This is a genomic window from Candidatus Magasanikbacteria bacterium RIFOXYB2_FULL_38_10 (assembly GCA_001783145.1).
Lineage (GTDB): Bacteria > Patescibacteriota > Patescibacteriia > Magasanikbacterales > UBA10003 > GWC2-40-17.
This window is the reverse complement of sequence record MFQT01000017.1, coordinates 80540-103206: the sequence shown is the minus strand read 5'-3', so window position 1 is coordinate 103206 and position 22667 is coordinate 80540. Positions and strand designations below refer to the sequence as shown.

The 22667-nt window shown below is 35.9% G+C and carries 22 protein-coding genes and 1 tRNA gene; 13 read left to right on the top strand and 10 right to left on the bottom strand.

The window, feature by feature from the left end; all coding sequences use genetic code 11:
• Positions 1-165: 165 nt before the first annotated feature.
• The 4 genes from A2294_00790 to A2294_00775 form a co-directional block, all read right to left on the bottom strand.
• Positions 166-585, bottom strand: a complete 420-nt coding sequence (locus tag A2294_00790; protein OGH85266.1) for a hypothetical protein — start codon at positions 583-585, stop codon at positions 166-168.
• Positions 586-760: 175 nt separating this feature from the next.
• Complete coding sequence (locus tag A2294_00785; GenBank protein OGH85265.1) at positions 761-1744, bottom strand: hypothetical protein; 984 nt, start codon at positions 1742-1744, stop codon at positions 761-763.
• 158 nt (positions 1745-1902) lie between these two features.
• Positions 1903-2241 (bottom strand): hypothetical protein, encoded by a 339-nt coding sequence (locus A2294_00780; protein OGH85264.1) that lies wholly within the window; start codon positions 2239-2241, stop codon positions 1903-1905.
• Positions 2219-3592: a cysteine--tRNA ligase gene (locus A2294_00775; GenBank protein ID OGH85263.1), complete on the bottom strand. Its 1374-nt coding sequence runs from the start codon at positions 3590-3592 to the stop codon at positions 2219-2221. The genes A2294_00780 and A2294_00775 overlap by 23 nt, the downstream gene beginning before the upstream one ends.
• 96 nt (positions 3593-3688) lie before the next feature.
• On the opposite strand from A2294_00775, the gene A2294_00770 reads away from it, so the two are divergent.
• From A2294_00770 to A2294_00710, 13 genes are all read left to right on the top strand, one after another.
• Positions 3689-4741: a hypothetical protein gene (locus A2294_00770; protein ID OGH85262.1), complete on the top strand. Its 1053-nt coding sequence runs from the start codon at positions 3689-3691 to the stop codon at positions 4739-4741.
• 31 nt (positions 4742-4772) lie between these two features.
• Positions 4773-5159, top strand: coding sequence for a hypothetical protein (locus tag A2294_00765; protein OGH85261.1), 387 nt, complete (start codon positions 4773-4775; stop codon positions 5157-5159).
• Between the two features lie 32 nt (positions 5160-5191).
• On the top strand, positions 5192-5623 hold the full coding sequence (locus A2294_00760; protein OGH85260.1) for a hypothetical protein: 432 nt from the start codon (positions 5192-5194) through the stop codon (positions 5621-5623).
• 70 nt (positions 5624-5693) lie between these two features.
• A complete protein-coding gene (locus A2294_00755; protein OGH85259.1) occupies positions 5694-6464 on the top strand; it encodes a hypothetical protein in 771 nt (256 codons plus the stop codon).
• An 82-nt stretch (positions 6465-6546) separates the two neighbouring features.
• The gene (locus A2294_00750) at positions 6547-8637 is read left to right on the top strand and encodes a hypothetical protein (GenBank protein OGH85271.1); all 2091 of its coding nucleotides are present in this window, start codon (positions 6547-6549) and stop codon (positions 8635-8637) included.
• Between the two features lie 21 nt (positions 8638-8658).
• Positions 8659-8949, top strand: a complete 291-nt coding sequence (locus tag A2294_00745; GenBank protein ID OGH85258.1) for a hypothetical protein — start codon at positions 8659-8661, stop codon at positions 8947-8949.
• Between the two features lie 6 nt (positions 8950-8955).
• Complete coding sequence (gene gatA, locus A2294_00740) at positions 8956-10371, top strand: aspartyl/glutamyl-tRNA amidotransferase subunit A (protein OGH85257.1); 1416 nt, start codon at positions 8956-8958, stop codon at positions 10369-10371.
• Positions 10372-10377: 6 nt separating this feature from the next.
• Positions 10378-11751, top strand: coding sequence for a hypothetical protein (locus tag A2294_00735; GenBank protein OGH85256.1), 1374 nt, complete (start codon positions 10378-10380; stop codon positions 11749-11751).
• Positions 11748-12512: a hypothetical protein gene (locus tag A2294_00730; GenBank protein ID OGH85255.1), complete on the top strand. Its 765-nt coding sequence runs from the start codon at positions 11748-11750 to the stop codon at positions 12510-12512. The genes A2294_00735 and A2294_00730 overlap by 4 nt, the downstream gene beginning before the upstream one ends.
• Positions 12498-12585: transfer RNA gene (locus A2294_00725), tRNA-Ser, on the top strand. Before A2294_00730 ends, A2294_00725 begins: the two co-directional genes overlap by 15 nt.
• A gap of 135 nt (positions 12586-12720) precedes the next feature.
• Positions 12721-14211: a hypothetical protein gene (locus A2294_00720; protein ID OGH85254.1), complete on the top strand. Its 1491-nt coding sequence runs from the start codon at positions 12721-12723 to the stop codon at positions 14209-14211.
• The gene (locus A2294_00715) at positions 14162-15247 is read left to right on the top strand and encodes a hypothetical protein (GenBank protein ID OGH85253.1); all 1086 of its coding nucleotides are present in this window, start codon (positions 14162-14164) and stop codon (positions 15245-15247) included. The genes A2294_00720 and A2294_00715 overlap by 50 nt, the downstream gene beginning before the upstream one ends.
• Before the next feature lie 63 nt (positions 15248-15310).
• Positions 15311-16027: a hypothetical protein gene (locus A2294_00710; GenBank protein ID OGH85252.1), complete on the top strand. Its 717-nt coding sequence runs from the start codon at positions 15311-15313 to the stop codon at positions 16025-16027.
• Here A2294_00710 and A2294_00705 read toward each other — a convergent pair.
• Genes A2294_00705 through A2294_00680 form a run of 6 tightly spaced genes read right to left on the bottom strand, consistent with a single transcriptional unit; the run spans position 16013 to position 22555 of the window.
• A complete protein-coding gene (locus A2294_00705) occupies positions 16013-16936 on the bottom strand; it encodes a methionyl-tRNA formyltransferase (GenBank protein ID OGH85251.1) in 924 nt (307 codons plus the stop codon). The genes A2294_00710 and A2294_00705 overlap by 15 nt on opposite strands.
• On the bottom strand, positions 16929-17381 hold the full coding sequence (locus A2294_00700; GenBank protein OGH85250.1) for a peptide deformylase: 453 nt from the start codon (positions 17379-17381) through the stop codon (positions 16929-16931). Before A2294_00700 ends, A2294_00705 begins: the two co-directional genes overlap by 8 nt.
• A gap of 1 nt (position 17382) precedes the next feature.
• Entirely contained in the window at positions 17383-17634 is a 252-nt protein-coding gene (locus A2294_00695) for a hypothetical protein (protein ID OGH85249.1), read from the bottom strand.
• Between the two features lie 14 nt (positions 17635-17648).
• A complete protein-coding gene (locus A2294_00690) occupies positions 17649-18443 on the bottom strand; it encodes an AmmeMemoRadiSam system protein B (protein ID OGH85248.1) in 795 nt (264 codons plus the stop codon).
• A gap of 1 nt (position 18444) precedes the next feature.
• Positions 18445-19881: a hypothetical protein gene (locus A2294_00685; protein ID OGH85247.1), complete on the bottom strand. Its 1437-nt coding sequence runs from the start codon at positions 19879-19881 to the stop codon at positions 18445-18447.
• A 37-nt stretch (positions 19882-19918) separates the two neighbouring features.
• Positions 19919-22555, bottom strand: a complete 2637-nt coding sequence (locus A2294_00680) for an ATP-dependent chaperone ClpB (GenBank protein ID OGH85246.1) — start codon at positions 22553-22555, stop codon at positions 19919-19921.
• Between the last annotated feature and the right edge of the window lie 112 nt (positions 22556-22667).

The window sequence follows — 22667 nt, the reverse complement described above, 5'->3', positions numbered from 1 at the left end:
AGCGAAGCGATTTTGCCGAACGTATCGGCACATGCGAAGTTTTTGTGCAGCGATAGCGGAACAAAAATTTGGGAGAGGAAATTTCACTTTCCTTAATTTTATCATAAGGTGTGAAATTTCCGAACCGGATATGCCGTGTTGTCCGATGTTTTCTTGGGCGGCTATTTAGTAAAACTCTCTATAACGGAATGACCCCGGATGTCCTTTAATCTCAAGCAACAAACTCTTGTGATATCCAAAATGCGAAGTTTTTACCACAAAATCCGAGCCGATAAATTTGCCCGCCAGTTGCTCATACAGCTTTTTTGCCACATCAGGCTTGGCAATATTGCTGGACAAATGGACAAAAGGGGAAATCATCAGGTTCTTTGTTTTGACCTCGTCGGCAGTTTTTAATATTTCAGCATAAATTGCATCAACCTGCTTTTTGCCATCACCTTCTTCCACACAGAAAAAGACGACGAGGCATTTTGCCATTTCTTCAGAATCAGACTTTTTTTCTTCGGGGCAAACCCCTTTTGGCCACTTGGATTTATCTACAACTTTAGTAGCAAATTTATCGGCGTGTAATATCAGTGATCTCATAATTTTAAAAGTTTGTTGCGGTTAATTTCACAAAGCTAGCCCAAGAAAATTTCGGACAACGTTTGCGTGTATCAGAAGTTTGCCGTAGCAAAGCGGTGACAAATTTTGGTGAGGTCTTTCGAAAAAGACCGAACCTGATACACGCTGTTAGCTGATGTAAATAAATTAGCGAGCATTATTCGGGCAAATTTTTTAAATTATTTATTTGTTTTACAATATCTTCTAATTTCTTTGTATATTCTCTAAACAGCACAAAATATTTCTCTGGATTTTTAAGGAAGTCGTCGACCATCTGTTCTCTTATGACAGGATCAGTCTTCCACCGATACAACTCTTTTATCAAATCAACATCTTCTGGTGTCAAAGAAGCGGAACAAAAAGTTAAAACATCTTCTTTTCTGTAAATTAGTTTGCCATGTTGCATGTAGGATTTTGCACCAACGGCATCTCTGATGGACCGAACCGCCCATTTAACCCACTGAATTTGGCGGCTTTTTTCAAGTTTCCATTTATCCATTTCGTGAGATTGCAGATGCGTATAAATTTCAAACGGCAAACTATCCAAATATCTTTCTTGATAGAGTTTGACAAGAGGAGGATAAATTATTCCTTCCATTTCTGATTTTCTTTTGGCCAAAAAACCGCTGGGATCAATAACAAGATTGCTTTCTAAGAGTAATTGATGTTCTGCGCTTGGCATGCTATTGAGATCTCGTATCTCGTACTCAGCGAATCGACTATCTGCTAAGCCAAATTCGATGTTGATACCAAGTTGCGCACAAAGTTTTTTGGCCGTTGGATCATTAAACTCAAACCAGTCAAGAGTAAACCGTGGTTTTTCAGAGTTAGCTTGAAGAAAATCAGAAAATTTCTGCTCTGCCACTTTCTGTTGTGAATCCGCATGACGACTTCCTGATGTTTGCCAAATGAAAAAATCCGGCGATGATGCATAAACACGAGTATCAATATCCGAACTAGGCACAGCTTCGCCTTTTGCGTATGAACCTATTTCAATAATCCCATCAACCTTAAATCCGTGCCCAATTTCTGCTTCGAGAAGCCGTGCATACTTTTTAGGTAAATCTGGATTTAATTCTAACTCAGAATGATTTGGATCAAACTTTGGCTTTGTTTCAATTTCTAGTCGTTCAATGCTCATAAAAAATTTATATAATTTGCCCGAATAAATTTTGCTCCGTTGAGCAAAAGAATTTATTTATTTCAGCTAACTACCTTTATGCCAACTTGTAAAAAAATTATCTAAAATACGCTAAAATTTATAATAAAATTACCCTATAGCCTCTGTGGTTATAAAATTTAAAAATTTTCCTTTCTCGTCACCCTAAGAATTATTTTTAAATTGGCGCTCTGTCCTTCCTCATATTTATTAACTTTTTCGCGCCTAATTTTCAACCCTATTTTTTCCAACCGTTCCAAAACCTCACGGTGATTTTTTTGATGCTCAAAAAGTTGAATTTTACATTCTTCGTTTTCGCCGGCTAAAACAAGAGCGAGATTGTCAATATCATCATCAGTTAAGCCGTTTAAATCTTGTAGCTTCTTTAATTTTTCCGCTAACTCCAAATCTATCATCTCTAAGGGGGCGGGAGTTTCTCTGTCTTGTGGCATATTTTTAAATAATTTTTTGTCCTTCATCTGTATCATCTACTGTAAAACCCATTTGATTGATTTTATCTCTTAACTCATCGGATTTTTCCCAATCTTTATTTTTTCTGGCTTCAGCGCGCTCTTCCATCAGTTTTTTAATTTCCAGTGGTATTTCTATCTTTTTTCCCAAATAATTTTTGATGTTTAATCCTAAAATTTCATCAAATTTTAAAATTGTTTCTGCTTTGGCAGAGCTGGGATATTCACTTTTTATCAAATTCCAAACAACTGATAGGGCTACCGGCGTGTTTAAATCGTCATTAACAGCCTTAAGGAATTTTTTTTCTAATTCGGCACAGCCAATTTTTGGTTTGTCCCATTCCCGTACGGCAGAATAAATGTTGTTCAAGGCGTGCTCGGCGGCGGCTAAAGCTTCCCAAGTAAAATTTAATTTGGTTTTATAATGCGCGCCCAGCATAAAATAGCGTAAAGATAGGGGATTAAAGCCCTTATCTTTAATATCTTGCAAGGTATAAATATTGCCCAGGGATTTGGCCATTTTACCGCCGTCAATTTGCAAAAATTCATTATGGAGCCAGTATTTAACCCAGGGTTTAATGCCGGAGGCGGTTTCCGATTGGGCAATTTCATTAGTATGGTGCACCGGAATGTGATCAATGCCGCCGCAATGAATATCAAATTGTTCACCCAAATATTTCATGCTCATGGCGGAACATTCTATGTGCCAGCCGGGAAAACCTTGACGGCCAAAAGCCTCCCACTGCATCTGTCTTTTTTCTCCGGCCGCGGTAAATTTCCATAAAGCAAAATCGTGCGGATTTTTTTTCTCGCCCATCTCTATGCGCGCTCCGGCTTTTAATTTTTGTTTTTTTAAATTTGCCAGTTTGCCGTAATCATCAATTTTGGTGGTGTCAAAATAGATGCCGTCAGATGTGGTATAGGCAACTCCCTTGGCAATCAATCTTTCCACTAAAGTTATTTGTTCCTTAATATGGTCGGTGGCCCGGCATAAAATATCCGCTTCTAAAACATTTAAATCGTGTAGATTTTCTACGAATTTAAGCGTATAAAATTCAGCTATTTCCCAAGCGGTTTTTCCTTCGCGCTTAGCGCCTTTTTCCATTTTGTCTTCGCCTTCGTCGGCATCGGAAGTTAAATGTCCCACATCGGTAATATTCATTACGTGGTTAACGCGATAATTGTTAAAAAGCAAGACGCGTTTTAAAATATCTTCAAAGATATAAGACCGCAAATTGCCAATATGCGCGTAATTATAAACAGTGGGGCCGCAGGTATAAAGGCCAACTTTTTTATCTTGCCAGGGGGTAAAGATTTCTTTTTTGCGGGTAAGAGTATTGTAAAATTTAAGAATATTCATAAACCCATTTTAGCGCAAAATAAATATGTTGACAAGTTTTTTATTACTTTAAAATGTGTGGTATAATACTTTATATCTTTAAACAATAAAATTTTTATGTGGCCCTTTGCTAAACCTCAAAGTTATTTGGGTGTGGATATAGGTTCCAATGGTATTAAATTAGTGGAGCTTCAAAAAAGAGGCAAATATACTTATCTCTATACTTACGGATTTTCTGATGCTAATTTATTATCTAGCAATGATGCTGGTTTTTTAGATATTGATAATACAGCAGGGTTGCTTCAAAAAATTTGTGCTAAGGCCAAAATTTCTTCCCGTCAGTGTTTAGCCAGCCTGCCGGCTTCAGACGTCTATAGCGCTCTTTTAACCGTTCCAATACTTAAAGAAGAAGACAGAAAAGCCTTTATTTTGCGTCAAATAGAAAAACTTATCCCCATTCCTTTGAACGATGCCGCGGTTGATTTTAAAACTGTGCGTAAAGCTAAAGGAATAGTGGAAGATAAATTTAAAACCGCTTCAGAAGAGGTCTTTTTTACCGCGGCGCCCAAAAAATTGATTGCTTCTTATACGGAAATTTTTAAAAAGGCCGGATTAAATTTGCTTAGTTTAGATACTGAGTCTTTATCTTTAATTTCTTCTTTAATAGGTAAAGATTTAAGCCCCATACTTTTAATAGATATGGGCGCGGCTCAGACTGATTTTATGATGGTAGAAAATGGCGTACCGGTTATTTTTCACAGTTTAAAATTCGGCGGCGGTTCTTTTACCAAAGTGCTGGCTAAAACCCTGGGATTAAGTTTGACAGAAGCGGAACAAAGCAAACGGGACCTGCGCAGTGAAGCCGTTTTTCCTGCTATTTTTAATGAACCTTTAGCGCCAATTGTGGAAGCGATAAGATATATGTTGGAATTATACGCTAAACAAAAGGATGGTGAAGTAGCGCGGCCGGAAAAAATTATTTTAACCGGCGGATCCAGTCTTTTACCGCATTTAGATACAAAAATAAGTGAAATTTTTAGTATCAAAGCTTATTTGGGCGATCCTTGGGCGCGCGTGGTTTATTCGGAAAATTTAAAACCAATTTTAGATTCCATTGGTCCAAGATTTGCCACCGCTCTTGGTTTGGTCTTGAAGAAAATAGAAGCTTAATGGTATAATAGTTTAAGTGATGTACAAAAATATGGTTAAACAAATTCAAAATAAAATTTTAATAGTAGAAGATGATAACTTTTTGGCTGATATTTATAAGACCAAATTAGAATTGGAGGGTTTTAAAGTTACAGTGGCCACAGACGGAGAAAAAGGATTAAAAATGATTCAAACCAAAACTCCCGATTTAGTTTTATTAGATATTTTATTGCCTAAATTAGATGGCTTTGCCATTTTAGAAACAGTAAAACAAACAGATTCAGCGGTTAAAGATTTACCAATCATTTTGTTAACCAATTTGGGTCAAAACGAAGAAGTGCAAAAAGGTTTAAAATTGGGTGCGGCGGATTATTTGATTAAAGCTCATTTTAAACCGGCGGAAGTGGTGGAAAAAATCAAGAAGATTCTACAAAAATAATTACAATTTTAAAAAAGAAGGGAGGTGAAATCATGCAAAAGAAAGGTTTTACTTTAATTGAGTTGTTGGTCGTGATTGCCATCATCGCTTTGTTATCTACTTTAGCGGTAGTGGCTTTGGGTTCTGCTCGTGAAAAATCACGCGACGCCAAAAGATTGGCTGATATCAAACAGGTTCAAACAGCTTTGGAACTCTATTTTACAGACCAAAATGCTTATCCAGCCGGTACCGCTTTAGTGTTAGGCGGAGCCAATGCCTTGTGTTTAGGAGCTGGTGGATTTGCCGCTTCCGGTTGTACTACGCCTGTTTATATGGGTAAGGTTCCCGCTAACCCAACACCGGGTGGTGTAGACTACGCTTATACAGTCAGTGGTTCAAGCTATAGCATCGCTTTTACTTTGGAAGGTGCTAGCGGTGGTTTAGCGTTAGGTGCTCACACAGCTTCTCCGTCAGGCATTCAGTAGACGGTGTTTCTCTAATTAGAGAAAGAATCCCTCTGGGCAACCGGGGGGATTTTTGATAAAATGAATATCTATGATTTTATCTTTATTATTTATTTTTGGTTTAATTATTGGTAGTTTTTTAAATGTAATTGCCTTGCGTTTGCTTAAAGAGGAAGGTTTTATCCGTGGGCGCTCCCATTGTGTTTTTTGTCAAAAAATTCTACATTGGTTTGAATTGATTCCGGTAATCAGTTTTTTATGGCAAGGAGGTAAATGCCGCGGTTGTCAAAAAAATATTCCCTGGCGTTATATTTTAATTGAAGTAATAACCGGTGGATTGTTTGCCGGAGTTCACTATTTTTTATCCAATCAAAATTTACAAAATTTTTGGCCGATTTTAATTTTTAATTTAATTATCATTAGTGTTTTAGAAGTTATCTTTTTAATAGATTTAAAAGACGGCGTTATTCCCGATATTTTAATTTGGCCGTTTATTGCGTTGACTTTACTATTTTGGTGGCTAAGCGGTGGCAATATTCTAAATTATTTTTTAACCGGATTAGCTTGCACGGCGTTTTTTGGTTTACAATACCTTGTATCTCGCGGACGTTGGATGGGGCTAGGGGATATTGGTTTGGGATTTTTGATTGGTGTGTTTTTGGGGTTTCCTCGGGCGTTGGCGGCCTTGCTTTTTGCTTATATTAGTGGGGCAATTATTGGCATATTTTTGATTATTTTAAATAAAAAAAATTGGGCAAGCTCTGTACCTTTAGCTGTTTTTTTAGTTCCCTCTGCAATTTTAGCCTTATTTTGGGGAGAAAAGGTGATAAGATGGTATTTTGATATTTTGGGTAAAATGTAAGAAAACAAATTGGAAAATTTTTTTGGCTTTGGTTAAAAACAGGGGTTTTTTTTTATTTAAATCTGTGTTAAAATATGGGCATATGACCCACACCGAAGCTAAAGAACGTGTTGCCAAATTGCGTCAAGAAATAGAGCGTCATCGCTACCTTTATCATGTTTTAGATAAGCAAGAAATTTCCGATGCAGCCTTGGATTCTTTAAAGCACGAATTGTACAAATTGGAACAACAATTTCCAAAGTTGATTACGCCTGATTCTCCCACACAAAGAGTCGGTGGCAAGGCTTTGGCGGAATTTAAAAAAATTAAACACAAAAGCCCCATGCTTTCCATTGAGGATGTTTTTAGTTTTGAAGAAACAGCTGATTGGCTTGCCAGGATTAAGAAAATAGTGCCACAGGCCGATTTTAACTTTTATGCGGAAATTAAAATGGATGGTTTGGCTGTATCTTTAATCTACAAAAATTTATTTTTGGAAATTGGTTCTACTAGAGGTGACGGTGTCACAGGGGAAGATGTCACACAAAATTTAAAAACCATAGACGCAATTCCTTTAAAAATGCGCTTACCGGAAAAGAAAGAAATTGAAGAATTTTTGACGCGATTTAATAAACAAGGACGATTTAATAAAAAGAAATTGCAAAAATTTTTGAACAACCCGCGCGAATTGGAAGTGCGCGGAGAATGTTTTATGTCCAAAAAAGTTTTTGAAGATTTAAACAAAGAACAAGTTAAGGCCGGCTTAGGATCATTTGCCAACCCTAGAAACGCGGCGGCCGGTTCTATTAGACAGTTAGATTCCAATATTACCGCTAAAAGACGCTTAGACTTTTTTGCTTATGCTTTATTGACAGATTTGGGTCAAGCCACTCACGAACAGGCTCATGAATTGGTAAAATTATTTGGTTTAAAAGTTAATCCTTACAATCATCTTGCTGCTGATTTGCCGGCCGTAGAAAAGTTTCATGAAAAAATAATGAAAGAGCGAGAAAAAATACCCTATTGGACTGATGGTGTGGTAGTGGTGGTGAATGATAATGATATTTTTGATAAATTAGGCGTAGTAGGCAAAACCCCGCGTGCCATGATTGCCTATAAATTTCCAGCTGAGCAAGCCACTACAGTGGTGGAAAAAGTTGACTGGCAAGTGGGTAGGACCGGAGCTTTAACTCCTGTGGCTACCATGTGGCCGGTATTTGTTGCGGGTTCTACTGTAACACACGCCACGCTCCACAATTTAGATGAGATTAGGCGTTTGGGTTTAAAAATAGGGGACACGGTTATCTTGGAAAAAGCCGGTGATATTATACCTAAAGTGGTAGAAGTTTTGCCGCGCTTACGCACTGGTAAAGAAAAAGAAATTCATCCACCCACCAAATGCCCGATTTGCGGTTCGGAAGTAGAAAAAAAAGAATCTCAATCGCGAGAGGGAAAATCCGTGGCGGTTTTTTGCACTAATAAAAATTGTTTTGCCAAAAAAAAAGAAAATCTTATTCATTTTGTTTCCAAAAAAGCTTTTAATATTGAGGGTCTGGGGGAAAAAATTGTGGAACAATTAATAAATGAGGGTTTAATTACTACAGCAGCTGATATTTTTAGTTTAAAAAAGGGTGATCTAGAACCATTGGAGAGATTTGCGGAAAAATCCGCGCAGAATTTAGTTGAAGCGATTGCCAATTCTAAAAAAATTACCTTGGCGCGGTTTTTGTATGCTCTGGGTATTTTACACGTGGGAGAAGAAACGGCCGTTGATTTGGCCAATCATTTTGGCAGTTTGGAAAAAATCAAAAAAGCCAGTTTGGAAAATCTTAACACCCTGCCCAATGTTGGAGAGGTAATGGCGCAAAGTATTTGGCAATGGTTTCAAAGTGAAAAAAATTTAAAATTGTTGGAGGCACTTCAAAAAAATGGCGTGGTGATAGAAAATTATATTTCTCGTGCGGCCGGAAAATTTAAAGGAATCTCGTTTGTTTTTACCGGTGAAATGGATTCCTTTACGCGAGACGAAGCCAAGGAAAAAGTTCGCTCAGAAGGAGGGGAAACGCCTTCTTCTATTTCGACACAGACGGACTTTGTGGTGGCGGGCCATGATCCCGGATCCAAGTTTACTAAAGCCAAAAAAAAGGGGGTAAAAATTATTAACGAAAATGATTTTTTGAAGATGTTTAAATAGACTGTTATAATACTTTTAAATATGCCCGTATCAAAAAATTTGATAGACCACTTAGCTGATTTGGCAAAATTAGAGTTAACCGCAGAAGAAAAAAGGAGATATTTTAAAGACCTTTCTTCTATTTTGGGTTATGTGGAAAAAATACAAGCATTGGGTGTAAAAGAGGAAATAAATTTAATAAAAGAAAACGGGATTGATGTTTGGCGAAAAGACGAAATAAAAGATTGTTCCGTTGAAGAAAAGGAACAAATTATTAAATCTTTTCCAGAAAAAGAGAGTGCTTTGTTAAAAGTACCGGGAGTATTTGAATAATTTTATATGAAAAAATTAAACATTAAACAGACACGACAAAATTTGCTTAATAAAAAAATAACTTGCCAAAAGTTGGTTGAAGGTTATTTGGATAATATTACTAAACAGGACGGTCGAATTCATGCTTTTTTAGAAGTATTTGAAAAAGAGGCTTTGGCAGAAGCCAAAAAAGTTGACGAAAAAATTAAAAAAGGGGAAAGCATGAGAGCTTTAGATGGGATTACCATGGCTCTTAAAGATAATTTGCTTTACGAGGGGCACCTTGCTTCGTCCGGCTCTAAAATTTTAGAGAATTTTGTTTCTCCTTATACCGCCACGGCTGTTAAAAAAATAAAAGATGCCGGGGCTATTATAATTGGGCGCACCAATATGGATGAATTTGCTATGGGATCTTCTACGGAAAATAGCGCTTATGGAATAACCAGGAACCCTTATGATTTAGAAAGGGTTCCAGGAGGTTCTTCCGGAGGTTCGGCCGCTGCAGTGGCCGCCGGCATGTGCGCGGCCGCCCTTGGTTCCGATACCGCAGGCTCAATTCGTCAGCCCGCAGCTTTTTGCAATCTGGTTGGTTTAAAACCAACTTATGGAGCCGTCTCACGCTACGGTCTTATGGCTATGGCTTCGTCATTGGATCAAATTGGGCCTTTAACCAATAATGTAGAAGATGCCAAAGTTTTATTTGAAATTTTAAAAGGCCGGGATGAAAAGGATGCCACATCTAAAAATTTTAAAGATTCAAAAGAAAAAGTTTTAAAAAACCTAACCATCGGTCTGCCCAAAGAATATTTTGCCAAGGGATTAGATGCCAAAGTAGAAAATAATATTTTAAAAAAAGTAGAACTGCTAAAAGCAGAGGGCGCAAAAATAAAAGAAGTAACTCTACCCAATTCCGAATACGCTCTGGCGTCTTATTATTTAATTATGCCCGCTGAAGTTTCGTCTAATTTAGCCAGGTTTGATGGTATAAAATATGGTTTGTCTATAAGGAATAAAGGGGAAGATTTAAAAGGTGTTTATAAAAAAAGTCGAGCTACGGGTTTTGGGGCAGAGGCAAAGAGGAGAATAATGCTAGGTGCTTTTGCTTTATCCTCCGGTTATTATGACGCCTACTACAAAAAAGCCAAACAAGTACAAAATTTAGTCAGAGAAGATTTTGAAAAAGTTTTTAAAGAAGTGGATTGTTTAATTACTCCCACTGCTCCCTCCACGGCTTTTAAGATAGGGGAAAAAAGTAATGATCCATTACAGATGTATTTATCCGATATTTATACCGCGCCGGTCAATTTAGCCGGTTTGCCCGCTTTATCTGTTCCTAATGGTTTGGTAGATAAATTACCTGTGGGTTTGCAGATCATTGGGCCGCATTTTTCCGAAAATTTTCTGTTATCAATCGGAGAGAGAATAGAAAAAATCAATAACTAATATTTTATGTTTAAAAGAAAAATCAGTCCGCATCATTATCACAGTCTGTTTGAACAAAAGGCTCGTATTTTTGAAAAATTTCATGAGCCGGTAAACTACAGGGATACTTGGCAAATTTTTAGAATTATGTCGGAATTCGTTTCCGGCTATCAATTACTGGGAAAATTTGAAAAAACCGCCACTATTTTTGGCTCAGCTCGTTCTACAGAAGATTCTTTTGCTTATAAAGAAGCGCGTGAATGCGGTTTATTTTTGGGAAAACAGGGTTACGCGGTAATTACCGGTGGAGGACCGGGAGTAATGGAGGCGGGCAATAGGGGAGCAAAAGAAGCCGGTGCGGAATCAGTGGCTATTTCCATTCAACTACCCGAGGAGCAGATTCTTAATCCTTACGTAACCAAGAATGCCGGTTTTAATTACTTTTTTATCAGAAAAATAATGCTGGTTTCACCGGCCGAAGCCGCTATTTTTTTTCCCGGCGGTTATGGTACCATGGATGAAATTTTTGAACTTTTGGATTTAATAGAAATCGGCAAAGTTAAAAAAATTCCGGTTATTGCTGTGGGCAAAGATTTTTGGAATCCTTTAATTGACTTTTTAAAACAAAGCCCATTGGAATTAATTGGATCCATCAGTCAAACCCATCTTGATTTACTGCAAGTAGTTGATTCGGCCGAGGAGGCTGTGGAAATTGTCCGTCGGTCGGGAGTGCATAAGGTTTTATGTGATCCATCGGATCCCGCCGATCCGCATTGCGCTCAAACAATGAATTGGCGAATTTTTAGAATCATGGCGGAGGTGGTGGAGGGATTTGAATTCTTAACTCGCGAAGTTAGAGATGATATTACTATTTTGGGTACCAATAGTTTGGGCGCGGAAAGTCCTTATTACCAAGCGGCGGAAAAAATGTCTTTTAATTTAGGCAAGAAGGGATACATGGTAATTACCGGTGGCGGCCCAGGGATTATGGAGGCGGCTAGTAAAGGCGCCAAAGAAGCCGGTGCTGAATCCATCGGTTTTAGTTTAAAATTTGAGGATGTGGCCAGAACTAATCAATATCTTACCAAATCTTTAAGTTTTAATTTTCCTTATATTAGAAAATTAATGCTGACCGTTCCTTCCAAGGCCTTTATATTCTTTCCCGGCGGTTTTGGAACTCTACACCAGTTGTTTGAGGTTTTAACTTTGATGAAAACTAAAAAAATGAGCGAGATGACTGTGCTTTTATACGGCAAAAAGTATTGGGAACCTTTGGATAAATTTATCCGCGAGACCTTGCTTAAAAAATATGACACTATTGCTCCGGAATATGTTGATTTGTATAAAATTGTTGATAGTGTTGAAGAAGCGGAACAATATATACCTAAATTAGCAAAATGATACCCTTTTTTGGCACAACCGGTTGGCAAATAGGATTTTTAAAAATTCAATCTTGGGGCTTGTTTGTTTCTTTGGGTTTTTTGATTGGCACTTTTTTGGCTTCTTGGTTGGTTAAAAAGCAAAAATTAAATAAAGATAGACTTCTGAATTTATTGATTTGGATTATCATCGCCTCTTTGGTTGGAGGAAGATTATTTTATGTTTTTTTAGAAAACAGCCGGAATTTTTATCTTTGGCATCCACTGGAGATTTTTAAAATTTGGCAAGGTGGTTTGGATTCTTTTGGCGGTTTTGCGGGAGTGGGAATAATATTATTTTGGTTTTGGTACAAGAAAAAAATTGATTGGCATTACTTAGACATATTGGCTTTTGTTTTTCCTTTTGGTTGGACAGTGGGAAGAATGGGTTGTTTGTTAATTCATGATCATTTGGGTGTTTTATTTAACTCTTTTTTGGCTATTAATTTTACCAGTGGGCCCAGGTTAGATATGGCCTTATTGGAGATATTGATGTTAGTGCCACTTTTAATTATTTTTGCCTTAAAGGGTCTTAAAATGTTATCTACGTCCGGCCTCTTGTCTTCTCGGCTGTTTTTGTGGTATGGTATGGGCAGATTTTTACTGGATTTTTTACGAGCTGATGATATTGCCGGAGCTGATGCAAGATATGGTGGCTTTACCGTGGCGCAATGGGGGAGTTTAATTTTAGTTTTTATTGGTTTGAAGTTGCTGAAAAAAATTAAAAAAGGAAGGTTCGCATAGTGGTCTAGTGCACACGCTTGGAAAGCGTGCATACCGCAAGGTATCGAGGGTTCGAATCCCTCACCTTCCGCCAATTTTCAGAATTCGGATTTTTTATTAATTGGGGGATAACTTTAAGGGTAATCCCCCCCTGCCTCTTCTTTAAAGAGGCAGGGGGTGATTTGTTTATTGAAAAGAAGTGATAACTTTGATAGTATTAAACCAGACTATGACAGCTAAAATAGCTAAAAATACCTTCTTTTTAACCTCGGCTTATATTGGCCAGAAGATTTTTTCTTTTATCTATTTTAGTTTAATAGCTAGATTCGTGGGTGTAGAGAATGTTGGTCTTTATGTCACTGCCTTGTCCTTTTCCAGCCTTTTCTCTATTTTTGCCGATCTGGGTTTAACACAAGTTTTAATAAGAGAAGGCGCTAGAGAAAAAATAAAAATTGACATTTGGTTAGGTCAAGTTATCTTTTTAAAGATATTTTTAGCCGTATTTGCTTATGTTTTTTTAATTTTGATTACTTATCCGTTAGGATACTCCGGTGAATTGCGTTTTTTAATATTTCTTTCCGGCATTTTAATGATCCTGGATTCTCTCTCTTTGGCTTTTTACGGAGTTTTAAGGTCTTTGCAAAATCTTTTTTATGAATCTTTTGGTGTTATTGTTGGACAAATTTTAACTATTATCGCCGGGGTTATAGCGTTGGTTTTAAAACAACCCATTTATTTTTTACTTGTAGCCTTAGGCGCCGGTAGTTTTTTTAACTTCATTTTTTCTTTAACGATTGTTAGTCGTTTAAACATAAAAATTAAACTAATTTGGCACAAGGACTATTTTAAAAAAATAGTAAAACTGACATTGCCTTTTTCTTTGGCTGGAATTTCCACTAAAATTTACTCTTATATTGATGCCGTGCTTATTTCTATCCTCATCAATACTAAAAGCGTTGGGTTTTATAGTATTCCCAACAAAGTGGTTTTTGCTTTTCAGTTTATTCCCATGGCCTTTGCCGCTTCTTTGTATCCCGCCATGAGCCACTCTTTTATCTCTAATAAAGAAAGATTAAAGTATCTTTTCGAAAAAGCTGTTATTTATTTGTCTTTAATTGCTTTTCCCTTGGCTTTTGGCGTTTATGTTCTTTCTGATGTTTTTATAAATAAGGTCTATGGTTTGACTTACTCTTCTTCTATTCCTGCTTTAAAAATACTAGTTTTTGGTTTGGTTTTTGCTTTTTTAGATTTTCCTGTCGGTTCTCTATTAAACGCCTGTAATAGACAAGCTTGGCAAACAACGGCTATGGTTTTAACCATGTGTTTAAATATAATTTTAAATTTAATACTAATACCAATTTGGGAAATAAAGGGAGCGGCTTTAGCGGCAGTGGCAAGTAACTCATTTCTATTATTTTTTGGGTACTCGGCAGTTCCACAAATTGTTGGCATGCATAAAAAAAGTTATTGGTTCACTATCCTAAAAATTTTTCTTTCCTCTCTTTTGATGGGAGTTACGGTTAATTATTTTAAAATTTGGCTGATAAACATTTTTACTCCAACAGGTTTTGTCAAGACCCTTATTTTTTTGGGCCTCTTGATAACTTTTGGTGGTCTGTTCTATTTGTTTTTGCTGTGGATAACTAAAATTTTAAGTAAAAAAGAAGTGGATGAATTTCTGTCAATTTTCAGAAAAAATTATTATGAAGAATCTAAGTAAACAAGAAAAAATTTTATTTTTAACCCTGGATTTCCCCCCCCTAAAGGGAGGAGTTTCTCGTTATTACCATAATTTAGTAAAAATTTCTAATTTGAATATCACTGTTTTATTTCAGGAGACCTTAGGAAAATTTTGGCCTAAATGGATCCCTCTTTTGTTTAAAACAGTGAAAGAAATCAAAAAAAATAATTTTGATTTTCTTTTTATAGGACAGGTACTGCCTTTGGGTTATATCGCTCTTTTTATTAAAAGTTTTTTTGGTATTCATTACTTGGTGTTTACTCACGGTATGGATATCTTATTTCCTCAGAATTTTTGGTGGAAAAAAATTTGGCTTAAAAAAATATTATGTTCGGCTGATTGGGTGGTTGCTAATAGCGAGTTTACTAAAAAAGAATTAGAAAGATTAGGCTTAAATTCAAAAAAAATAATAATTATTTACCCGTGTGTTGCTTTTCCGTTTCAAATAAATTCGATAAAATCAACTCCAGAAGAAGGACAAACGATCTTGTCGGTGGGAAGATTGGTTGAAAGAAAGGGTTTTGATAAGGTAATTGAGGCTATGCCGAAAATTTTGCATTTTTTTCCTAATGCTCAATATATCATTATTGGCTCTGGCAGATATGAAAACGAATTAAAAAAAATGGCTGCAAATTTGCAGGTTGATAAAAAAGTTTTATTCTTTAATAATTTAGCTGACGAAGAAATATCTAACTGGTATCAAAAATGTTCGGTGTTTGTTATGCCTTCAAGACAAATAGGTCCTGATGCAGAAGGTTTTGGTACAGTTTTCCTTGAAGCCGGAGCCTACAGTAAACCTGTGATAGCCGGTAATTCCGGTGGTGTACCGGAGGCTGTTATTAACAATCAGACCGGCTTAATTATTGATCCAGAATCCTTAAACGACCTCGAACAGGCGCTTATTCAAATTCTGTCTGACAAAGATAGAGCTAGGGAAATGGGGGAGGCTGGTAGAAGATTGGTTGAAGAAAGATTTAGCTGTCAGGAACAGTTTGCTAAGTTGAAAGAAATATAAGCGCTGTCATGGCGCTTGTGCATTCCGTCGCTCGCCTCATAGGAATTATAAAAATCACTAAATATGCCCAATCCTTTAATCTCTGTAATTATTCCCGTTTACAATCATTATACAGAGCTATTTAACTCATTAAAGTTTTTAGTTAAACAAACTATCTTTAAAAAAATAGAAATTATCGTTGTGGATGATGGTTCTAATGCCAAAGATGCTTCTTATGATAAAAATATTTTAACTAAACTTTTTCCTCAGATTCTTTTTTTTGAAAGATCGCATCAAGGAGCACCGGCAGCCAGAAATTTTGGTTTTAAGCGATCTCAAGGCGAATTTGTTATTTTTTGGGATGCGGATCTTGAAGCCGATAAATTGTTTTTAGAAAAACTTTTAACTGCCTTACAAAATAACCCTGAAAATTCTTACGCTTATTCTTCTTTTAAATTCGGATGGAAAGACTTTCCCTGTCAAAAATTTAATGCTCAAAAATTAAAAACCTTTAACTTTATCCCCATGGCCTCTTTAATTAGAAGGGGGGATTTTCCCGGCTTTGATGAAGATTTGCAAAAATTTCAAGATTGGGATATGTGGCTGACGATGTTGGAAAAAAATAAAACCGGCATTTGGGTACCGGAATTTTTATTTAAAGCTAATATACGGAGCAATGGATTAAGCAGTTGGCTGCCTTCTTTTCTTTATAAAATGCCTTGGTTGCCCTTGCCGACCCTAAAAAAATATTTTTATTGGAAAAATTTTGTTCTTTCTAAGCACAAATTAAAGAGTGTTTAATAATTTTTTATATCCGGAAATAAATGAGGAGGCGGACATTATCTTTTTATTTTCCGGCTGAATTTCTAATATTTCTAGAATTTTCTTATCACCGCAAATTAATCCTAAGCGGTTTTTTTTGAATTCCACTAAATATCCGGGGGATAAATGGGTTAAGGATTCCTCAATGCATTCAACTTTGACTAATTTAATTTTTAAAGGATTAACTTCTAAAAAAATTCCCGGCCAGGAAAAGAAAGCTCTCCATTTATCATAAATTTTTTGACAAGAATTTTGAGGATCAATTTTACCATCGTTTTTTTGCAGAATTTTAGTATAAGTTGCCTGCGAGCCAATCTGATTTTGTGGTTCAACTCTTCCTTGCAAATAATCCTTTAAAGTTTGTATTAACAAGTCGGATCCCTTTTGTGCCAGTTTTTTTTCCAAAACAGGATAAATATCATCCGGATTGATGCTGATTTTTTTTTGACTTAAAATCGGACCGGTATCCATACCTTCATCCATCTTCATTATGGTTACACCGGTATTTTTTTCATTATTTAAAATAGCGCTTTGCAGAGGAGATGGTCCGCGATAAAGAGGTAAAAGAGAAGTGTGGACATTAATCATTCCAAATTTAGGCATTTCTAGAATTTTTTTTGGTATAAGAAAGCCATATTGAGCCACCACGCCTACATCAAAAAAATTTAAATTTAAAGCAGTATTTTTTAAATTTTCCGGCTGTTCTACTTTAATCTTTTCTTTTAAGGCCAAGTTTTTAACTGGAGAAAAAAAAATTTCTTTTTTTCTGCCAATAGGTTTATCCGGTGGGGTAATTACTAATTCTATGCTAAAATTCTTATCAGATATTAATTTTTCTAAAATTTCTTTAGCAAATTCTTGTGTTCCAAAAAAAACAACTTTATACATAATCGGTAATTAGAATACCCTGCAAATGATCTATTTCATGCTGGATGACTCTGGCTAAAAAATCAGAAGCATCAAAATTTAAAGATTGACCATCTTGATTTAGGGCTTTAACTTTTATTTTAGCAAACCTGGGCACTCTTTTAGTTATTCCGGGAACAGAGAGGCATCCTTCCTCGGCAATTATTTTTCTCCAAGAGTGTTTAATTATTTTAGGATTTATTAAAATCAAATCCTTGTCATCTAAAGTAGCTTCTTTGCCAATAACTGCCAGGTTTATGTTTAGACCTATTTGTACGGCCGCCAGTCCAATACCGTCGGAAAGGTACATTGTTTCCAGCATGTTCTTAATCAAAGATTTAAATTCTTTAATTTTTTCCTTTTTAATATCCTCCGAAGGTTTTTTGAGCTTTGAACTGGGGGTTGTTACTATATTAAGTAAACTCATATTAATCTTTTTTTTGCTTACTTTTCCACAAAAACAATTTTCCGGGATTTTGGACATTGCTTTGTTTTATTTCAGCAAAAATTTTTTTGGCTTCTTCTAAACCTATTCGTTTAATAATCCCTAAATACATACCAAACTTTTTTCTTTCGCCAAAAGACTGAGAAATGATATCGGCCCAGTATTGCAAAGGGGAATGAATCTGTTTATTTTCTGCTGATAATTTCTGCTTGATTATTTTTTGGATCCCTTCCATAGATATTTTAAAATTTATTCTAAAGAAAAATTAACCACTAGGTGACCTATGCCAAAAGGACTTTCGTAAGAATAAATTTTTAAATCATAATTAACGTTTCTTAGTACGCCCATAAGTATTAATAGGGAACGCAAACCGCATTCGCGAGCCTCTGAACTCATCGTTTGTTCAATATTCATCAAGCCTGTAGTATTTTTATTTTTTAAACTTTCTAAAACCAAATCATCAAATTTTTTCCCAGCCGGGGAAAAACCCCCGGGACCAGAATCGGATAAACAGTGGGAAAGATCGCCCGATGCAATAACAGCAATACGTTTGGCAGAATTCATGAAAACTTCTTTTAAAAAATAACCAAAATCCACTTGTCTTTTAAGCTCAAGTAAGGAATAACTGATAGGTACAACCTTTAACCTATTAAGATGTCTTGATAAGTAATATAAAGGTACGGCCGAACCGTAATCAAGAGAGGGTTCACTATTCAAAATTAAGGGAAAATTTTGATTTTTAGCCGCATTAGAAACATCGGCTATTAAATTCAAATCGGCTTTAAAATTACCCTGTGTTGAAATATCTCCAAATTCTTTAAAATCAAAATTAAATTCCGGGTTGGCATTGATAGTAAATGAATCTTTAAAAATTTTTCCATGAGGGGTAATTAAAACAAGAGTATCAGGCTGGGAAATATATAGAGCTTTTTCCAATTCCTCTAAGGCTTGTTTGGTTTTTTCTAATTTATTTAAATTTTCTCTGCCAATAGTAGGTATCAAAAGCGGAGGGTGGGGGGAGAGGGCAGCAAAAACTAAGGACATATTAATTGTTATTAGCTTGAGTTAGAGAAATTGATTGATTGTTTAAACTGATGGTGTCACCCAAAGGATGAGTAGCCAGGGCTTTTTCATTAAGAATTACTAAGTTTTCTTGTCGGCCTCCCAGTGCTTCAAAAGTTGTCTCGTCTTTGATTAGTCTTCTATTACCATTAGAAATAATAAAGACATCGGGAGAAGAACTGGTTTTTACCCAAACGCCATCATTTAAAAGGATGGGATTTCCTTCCCTGTATTTTTTAAGAGTCGTGGCTGTAGTTTTTACAATTTTTTTATTAGGAAAATTTATTTTAACAATTTCTTTATCATAGATAGGATGCTTAATGCTATCTTCTACCAAAAAATAGGAATTACTTTTGGTTTCCAACATCAAAGCACCTAAAGGATATTTAGCTTTAACAGAGACAGGGGCACCCTCAAGATAGATTGCTAAATTTTCTTCTGTGCCGGTAATCACTTCATCAGTGCCAAATCCGTAATATTTCATGGCCATTTTATCAATCAACCGTTTTTTTTCATCTACCAAAAGATAAGTATGGTTTTTATCGGTTTTAATTAAAGAATAATTTAAAAATTTGATCTCCTGTCCCTTGGGATAAAAATTTAGGTCAACTTCGGAAACAAAAGTGATGCTTTTGGGGTTGTATCTAGATAAAAAGACCGCTTTATTTTTAAAAGGTAAGATTTTACCACTTTGGATAAGATAAATTTGATCGCTATTGGGAACTTGTACAATCATACCGTCGGGAAATTTTTGCGAAAACCATCTATTCCAAATTTTCCAAAAATTGTAATTACCGCGAAAATGGGGGGTATAGGTGTAAAGATTTGCCGTAGCTACATTAGCGGGAATGACTGGAATGGAATCAATATTGTAGATTAAGCCTGGCTTTTTAGCCCAACCTTCATTTTGGTTGTCGGTATAAAATCGCAAAGCTCCTGCGGCTCCATCAACTTGTTTAGCAAAACCTTTGTATCTTAAGGCGGTTGGATCAAGCGGTCCGCAAGAATCACAACGAGCGTAACCGGCGGCCCAATCAAAGTTATATTGAGTGGGGTTGGGATTTTCCACTAAGCTTTGTTCTTTTTGAAGAAGTACCAGAAGAACCTTAGGATTTATTTTATAATTCTGTGCCGCATTGTAAATTATTTGTGAAGCTTTTAAGTTTAGGCTGGTAGAAGGTTCAAGAATTTCATAATTGTTTAAAATTCCGGTCTTATTTTTTAAAAAATTATCTATTTCTTCCAAATTCATACAAGCGTAATCTGTCATCTCCGCGTCAGAAATAATATGATTAGGATTAAAAAGAGGATTAACGGGTTCATTTATTGCCGCAATTTGAGCTAAAAGAGGCGAGAAATTGGGTAAAAAAAATACCAAAAAAGCCAATATAAAAATTGTTATTCTAATCTTATTTTTCATGTTTTAAGTTTACCATTTTTGGACGCAAAAATCAAAATTATTTAATTGTTAAATTAAGCTTGTTTTTTTCTAAATCAACTAAAACGCTATCTCCTGACTTAATTTTTCCTTCAATTATCTCTAAGGCCAAAGGATCTAAAAGCTCTGATTGAATAACTCTTTTTAAGGGTCTGGCACCAAAAATAGGGCTAAATCCTTTTTCCGCTAAATATTTTTTAGCCTTTTCAACAATTTTAATCTTAATTTTCTTTTCTTCCAATCTTTTAACAACCCTAACTAATTGTAAATCAACAATTTGCTCAATTTCTTTTTCCTTAAGAGAGTGAAAAGTTATAATTTCATCAATTCTGTTTAAAAATTCCGGCTTAAAATGATCGCGAAGAACTTCCAATATCTTATCTTGAATAATCCTGTCAAGATTTTTGTTTTTTTCGTCTCCCGAGGTAAAACCAAAATCTCCTTTTTCTTTGGCTTCTAAAATTAATTCACTTCCCAAATTGGAAGTCATGATAATAATGGTGTTTTTAAAATTAACATGGCGGCCCTTGGTATCAGTAAGCCTTCCGTCTTCTAAAATTTGTAATAACATATTAAAAATGTCAGGATGGGCTTTCTCAATTTCATCAAACAAAATGACACAGTAGGGTTTGCGACGCACTATTTCCGTAAGTTGGCCTCCTTCCTCATAGCCGACATAGCCGGGAGGGGACCCTACCATCTTAGAAACACTATGTTTCTCCATATATTCAGACATATCCAATCTAACCAAAGAATCTTCACTGTTAAACATAAATTCAGCCAAAGCCTTGGCCAGTTCTGTTTTGCCTACGCCCGTTTGACCTAAAAAGATAAAGGAACCGATAGGGCGATTCTCTTCACTAATGCCGGCACGGTTACGACGGACAGCGTTAGAAACAGATTTGATGGCATCCATTTGACCAACGACTCGTTTTTGCAATTCACTTTCCATCTTTGCCAATTTAGCTGTTTCTTTTTGTAACATTTTAGAAACGGGAATACCGGTCCAACGGGCCACGATATTGGCAACATCTTCTTCGGAAACTTCTTCTTTCAAGATACGGTGTGATTTTTGAGTTTCCACCAATTTTTTTTCTTGACTTTTGATTTCTTTTTCCGTAGCCGGAATGGTGCCATAACGAATTTCCGCCACTTTTTGTAATTCACTTTTACGTTCGGCAATTTCCGCTTCTTGTTTTAATTGTTCTAGCTTCTTTTTTAATTCTCTGATTTTGGTAATAATTTCTTTTTCATTTTTCCAGTGTAATTCTAATTCTGCCGATTGTTCTTTTAAATCAGCCAGTTGTCTTTCTATTTTCTTAATTTTATCTTTACTGTCTTTATCAGATTCTTTGGATAAAGCCGTTTTTTCAATCTCTAATTTCATTATTTCCCGTTTCATTTTATCTAAATCCAAAGGCATGGAATCTATTTCCATACGCAGAGAAGAGGCGGCTTCGTCTATTAAATCAATGGCCTTATCGGGTAAAAATCTATCAGTAATATAACGAACGGATAATTCCACGGCCGAAACAATAGCCGAATCCGTAATACGTACGCCGTGATGGACTTCATATTTTTCTTTAATACCGCGCAAAATAGCGATAGCATCGGCAGTATTTGGCTCATTAACAAGTACCGGTTGAAAGCGTCTCTCTAGAGCCGCATCTTTTTCTATGTATTTTTGATATTCTTTTAAGGTTGTGGCTCCAATGGCGTGTAATTCTCCGCGTGCCAAGGCCGGTTTAAGCATGTTAGAAGCATCAATCGCCCCTTCAGATCCACCTGCGCCCACAATGGTGTGCAATTCATCAATAAACAAAATAATTTTACCAGTAGCCGCCCCAATTTCTTTTAAAACAGCTTTAAGGCGTTCTTCAAATTCGCCGCGAAATTTGGTACCGGCAACTAAAGAACCAATATCTAAAGATATTAATTCTTTGTCCTTTAGTGTTTCTGGTACATCGCCGGAAATAATACGTTGAGCCAAACCTTCGGCAATGGCAGTTTTGCCAGTACCTGGTTCGCCAATCAACACCGGATTATTTTTTGTACGACGAGATAAAACTTGCATTACCCGACGAATCTCTTCGTCGCGCCCAATTACGGGGTCTAACTTTTTTTGTCTAGCCAGTTGAGTTAAATTTTTGCCATATTTTTCTAAAGCATTATATTTGGTTTCCGGTTCCGGAGAATCAACCTTTTGTGTGCCACGTACACTGGCCAAAACTTTTAAAGTTTGATCATAATCAATGCCCAAGTTATTCAGTAATTTTTTAGTAGGAGAGTTAAATTCTAAAAGTGCCAGAAGTAAATGTTCGGTAGAAATATAATCATCTTTTAAATTTTGCGCCTGTTTCCCAGATTCATTTAAAATATTCATCATGTCCTGACTAATAAAAATTTGACCAACTCCGCCTTGGCGCGGAGGCTGTCCTTTAGGAATTTTATTTAGCTCTTGTTCAATTTGCTGTTTTAAAATACCAATATTTAAACCAATTTTTCTAAATACCAAAACCGGCACACCTTCTTCTTGTTCGGTTAAAGAAGCTAACAAATGAATTGATTCTAAATTAGGATTATTATATTCTTGAGAAATTTGTTGAGCACGAGCTAAAGCTTCTTGAGATTTAACTGTAAAATTTTGTGGGTTCATAAAATAAAATCAATTATTTTTTAGCACTCATTAAGTGAGAGTGCTAATATTCTTATATTACATTTATTATATGAATAAGTCAAGAAGTGAATTTTTTGGCTGAAATTAGCTT

Bases quoted from the DNA above. Each gene is read 5' to 3' on its own strand.
- A2294_00790 (OGH85266.1), bottom strand. From the start codon at position 585: ATGAGATCACTGATATTACACGCCGATAAATTTGCTACTAAAGTTGTA.
- A2294_00785 (OGH85265.1), bottom strand. From the start codon at position 1,744: ATGAGCATTGAACGACTAGAAATTGAAACAAAGCCAAAGTTTGATCCA.
- A2294_00780 (OGH85264.1), bottom strand. From the start codon at position 2,241: ATGAAGGACAAAAAATTATTTAAAAATATGCCACAAGACAGAGAAACT.
- A2294_00775 (OGH85263.1), bottom strand. From the start codon at position 3,592: ATGAATATTCTTAAATTTTACAATACTCTTACCCGCAAAAAAGAAATC.
- A2294_00770 (OGH85262.1), top strand. From the start codon at position 3,689: ATGTGGCCCTTTGCTAAACCTCAAAGTTATTTGGGTGTGGATATAGGT.
- A2294_00765 (OGH85261.1), top strand. From the start codon at position 4,773: ATGGTTAAACAAATTCAAAATAAAATTTTAATAGTAGAAGATGATAAC.
- A2294_00760 (OGH85260.1), top strand. From the start codon at position 5,192: ATGCAAAAGAAAGGTTTTACTTTAATTGAGTTGTTGGTCGTGATTGCC.
- A2294_00755 (OGH85259.1), top strand. From the start codon at position 5,694: ATGATTTTATCTTTATTATTTATTTTTGGTTTAATTATTGGTAGTTTT.
- A2294_00750 (OGH85271.1), top strand. From the start codon at position 6,547: ATGACCCACACCGAAGCTAAAGAACGTGTTGCCAAATTGCGTCAAGAA.
- A2294_00745 (OGH85258.1), top strand. From the start codon at position 8,659: ATGCCCGTATCAAAAAATTTGATAGACCACTTAGCTGATTTGGCAAAA.
- gatA (OGH85257.1), top strand. From the start codon at position 8,956: ATGAAAAAATTAAACATTAAACAGACACGACAAAATTTGCTTAATAAA.
- A2294_00735 (OGH85256.1), top strand. From the start codon at position 10,378: ATGTTTAAAAGAAAAATCAGTCCGCATCATTATCACAGTCTGTTTGAA.
- A2294_00730 (OGH85255.1), top strand. From the start codon at position 11,748: ATGATACCCTTTTTTGGCACAACCGGTTGGCAAATAGGATTTTTAAAA.
- A2294_00720 (OGH85254.1), top strand. From the start codon at position 12,721: ATGACAGCTAAAATAGCTAAAAATACCTTCTTTTTAACCTCGGCTTAT.
- A2294_00715 (OGH85253.1), top strand. From the start codon at position 14,162: ATGAATTTCTGTCAATTTTCAGAAAAAATTATTATGAAGAATCTAAGT.
- A2294_00710 (OGH85252.1), top strand. From the start codon at position 15,311: ATGCCCAATCCTTTAATCTCTGTAATTATTCCCGTTTACAATCATTAT.
- A2294_00705 (OGH85251.1), bottom strand. From the start codon at position 16,936: ATGTATAAAGTTGTTTTTTTTGGAACACAAGAATTTGCTAAAGAAATT.
- A2294_00700 (OGH85250.1), bottom strand. From the start codon at position 17,381: ATGAGTTTACTTAATATAGTAACAACCCCCAGTTCAAAGCTCAAAAAA.
- A2294_00695 (OGH85249.1), bottom strand. From the start codon at position 17,634: ATGGAAGGGATCCAAAAAATAATCAAGCAGAAATTATCAGCAGAAAAT.
- A2294_00690 (OGH85248.1), bottom strand. From the start codon at position 18,443: ATGTCCTTAGTTTTTGCTGCCCTCTCCCCCCACCCTCCGCTTTTGATA.
- A2294_00685 (OGH85247.1), bottom strand. From the start codon at position 19,881: ATGAAAAATAAGATTAGAATAACAATTTTTATATTGGCTTTTTTGGTA.
- A2294_00680 (OGH85246.1), bottom strand. From the start codon at position 22,555: ATGAACCCACAAAATTTTACAGTTAAATCTCAAGAAGCTTTAGCTCGT.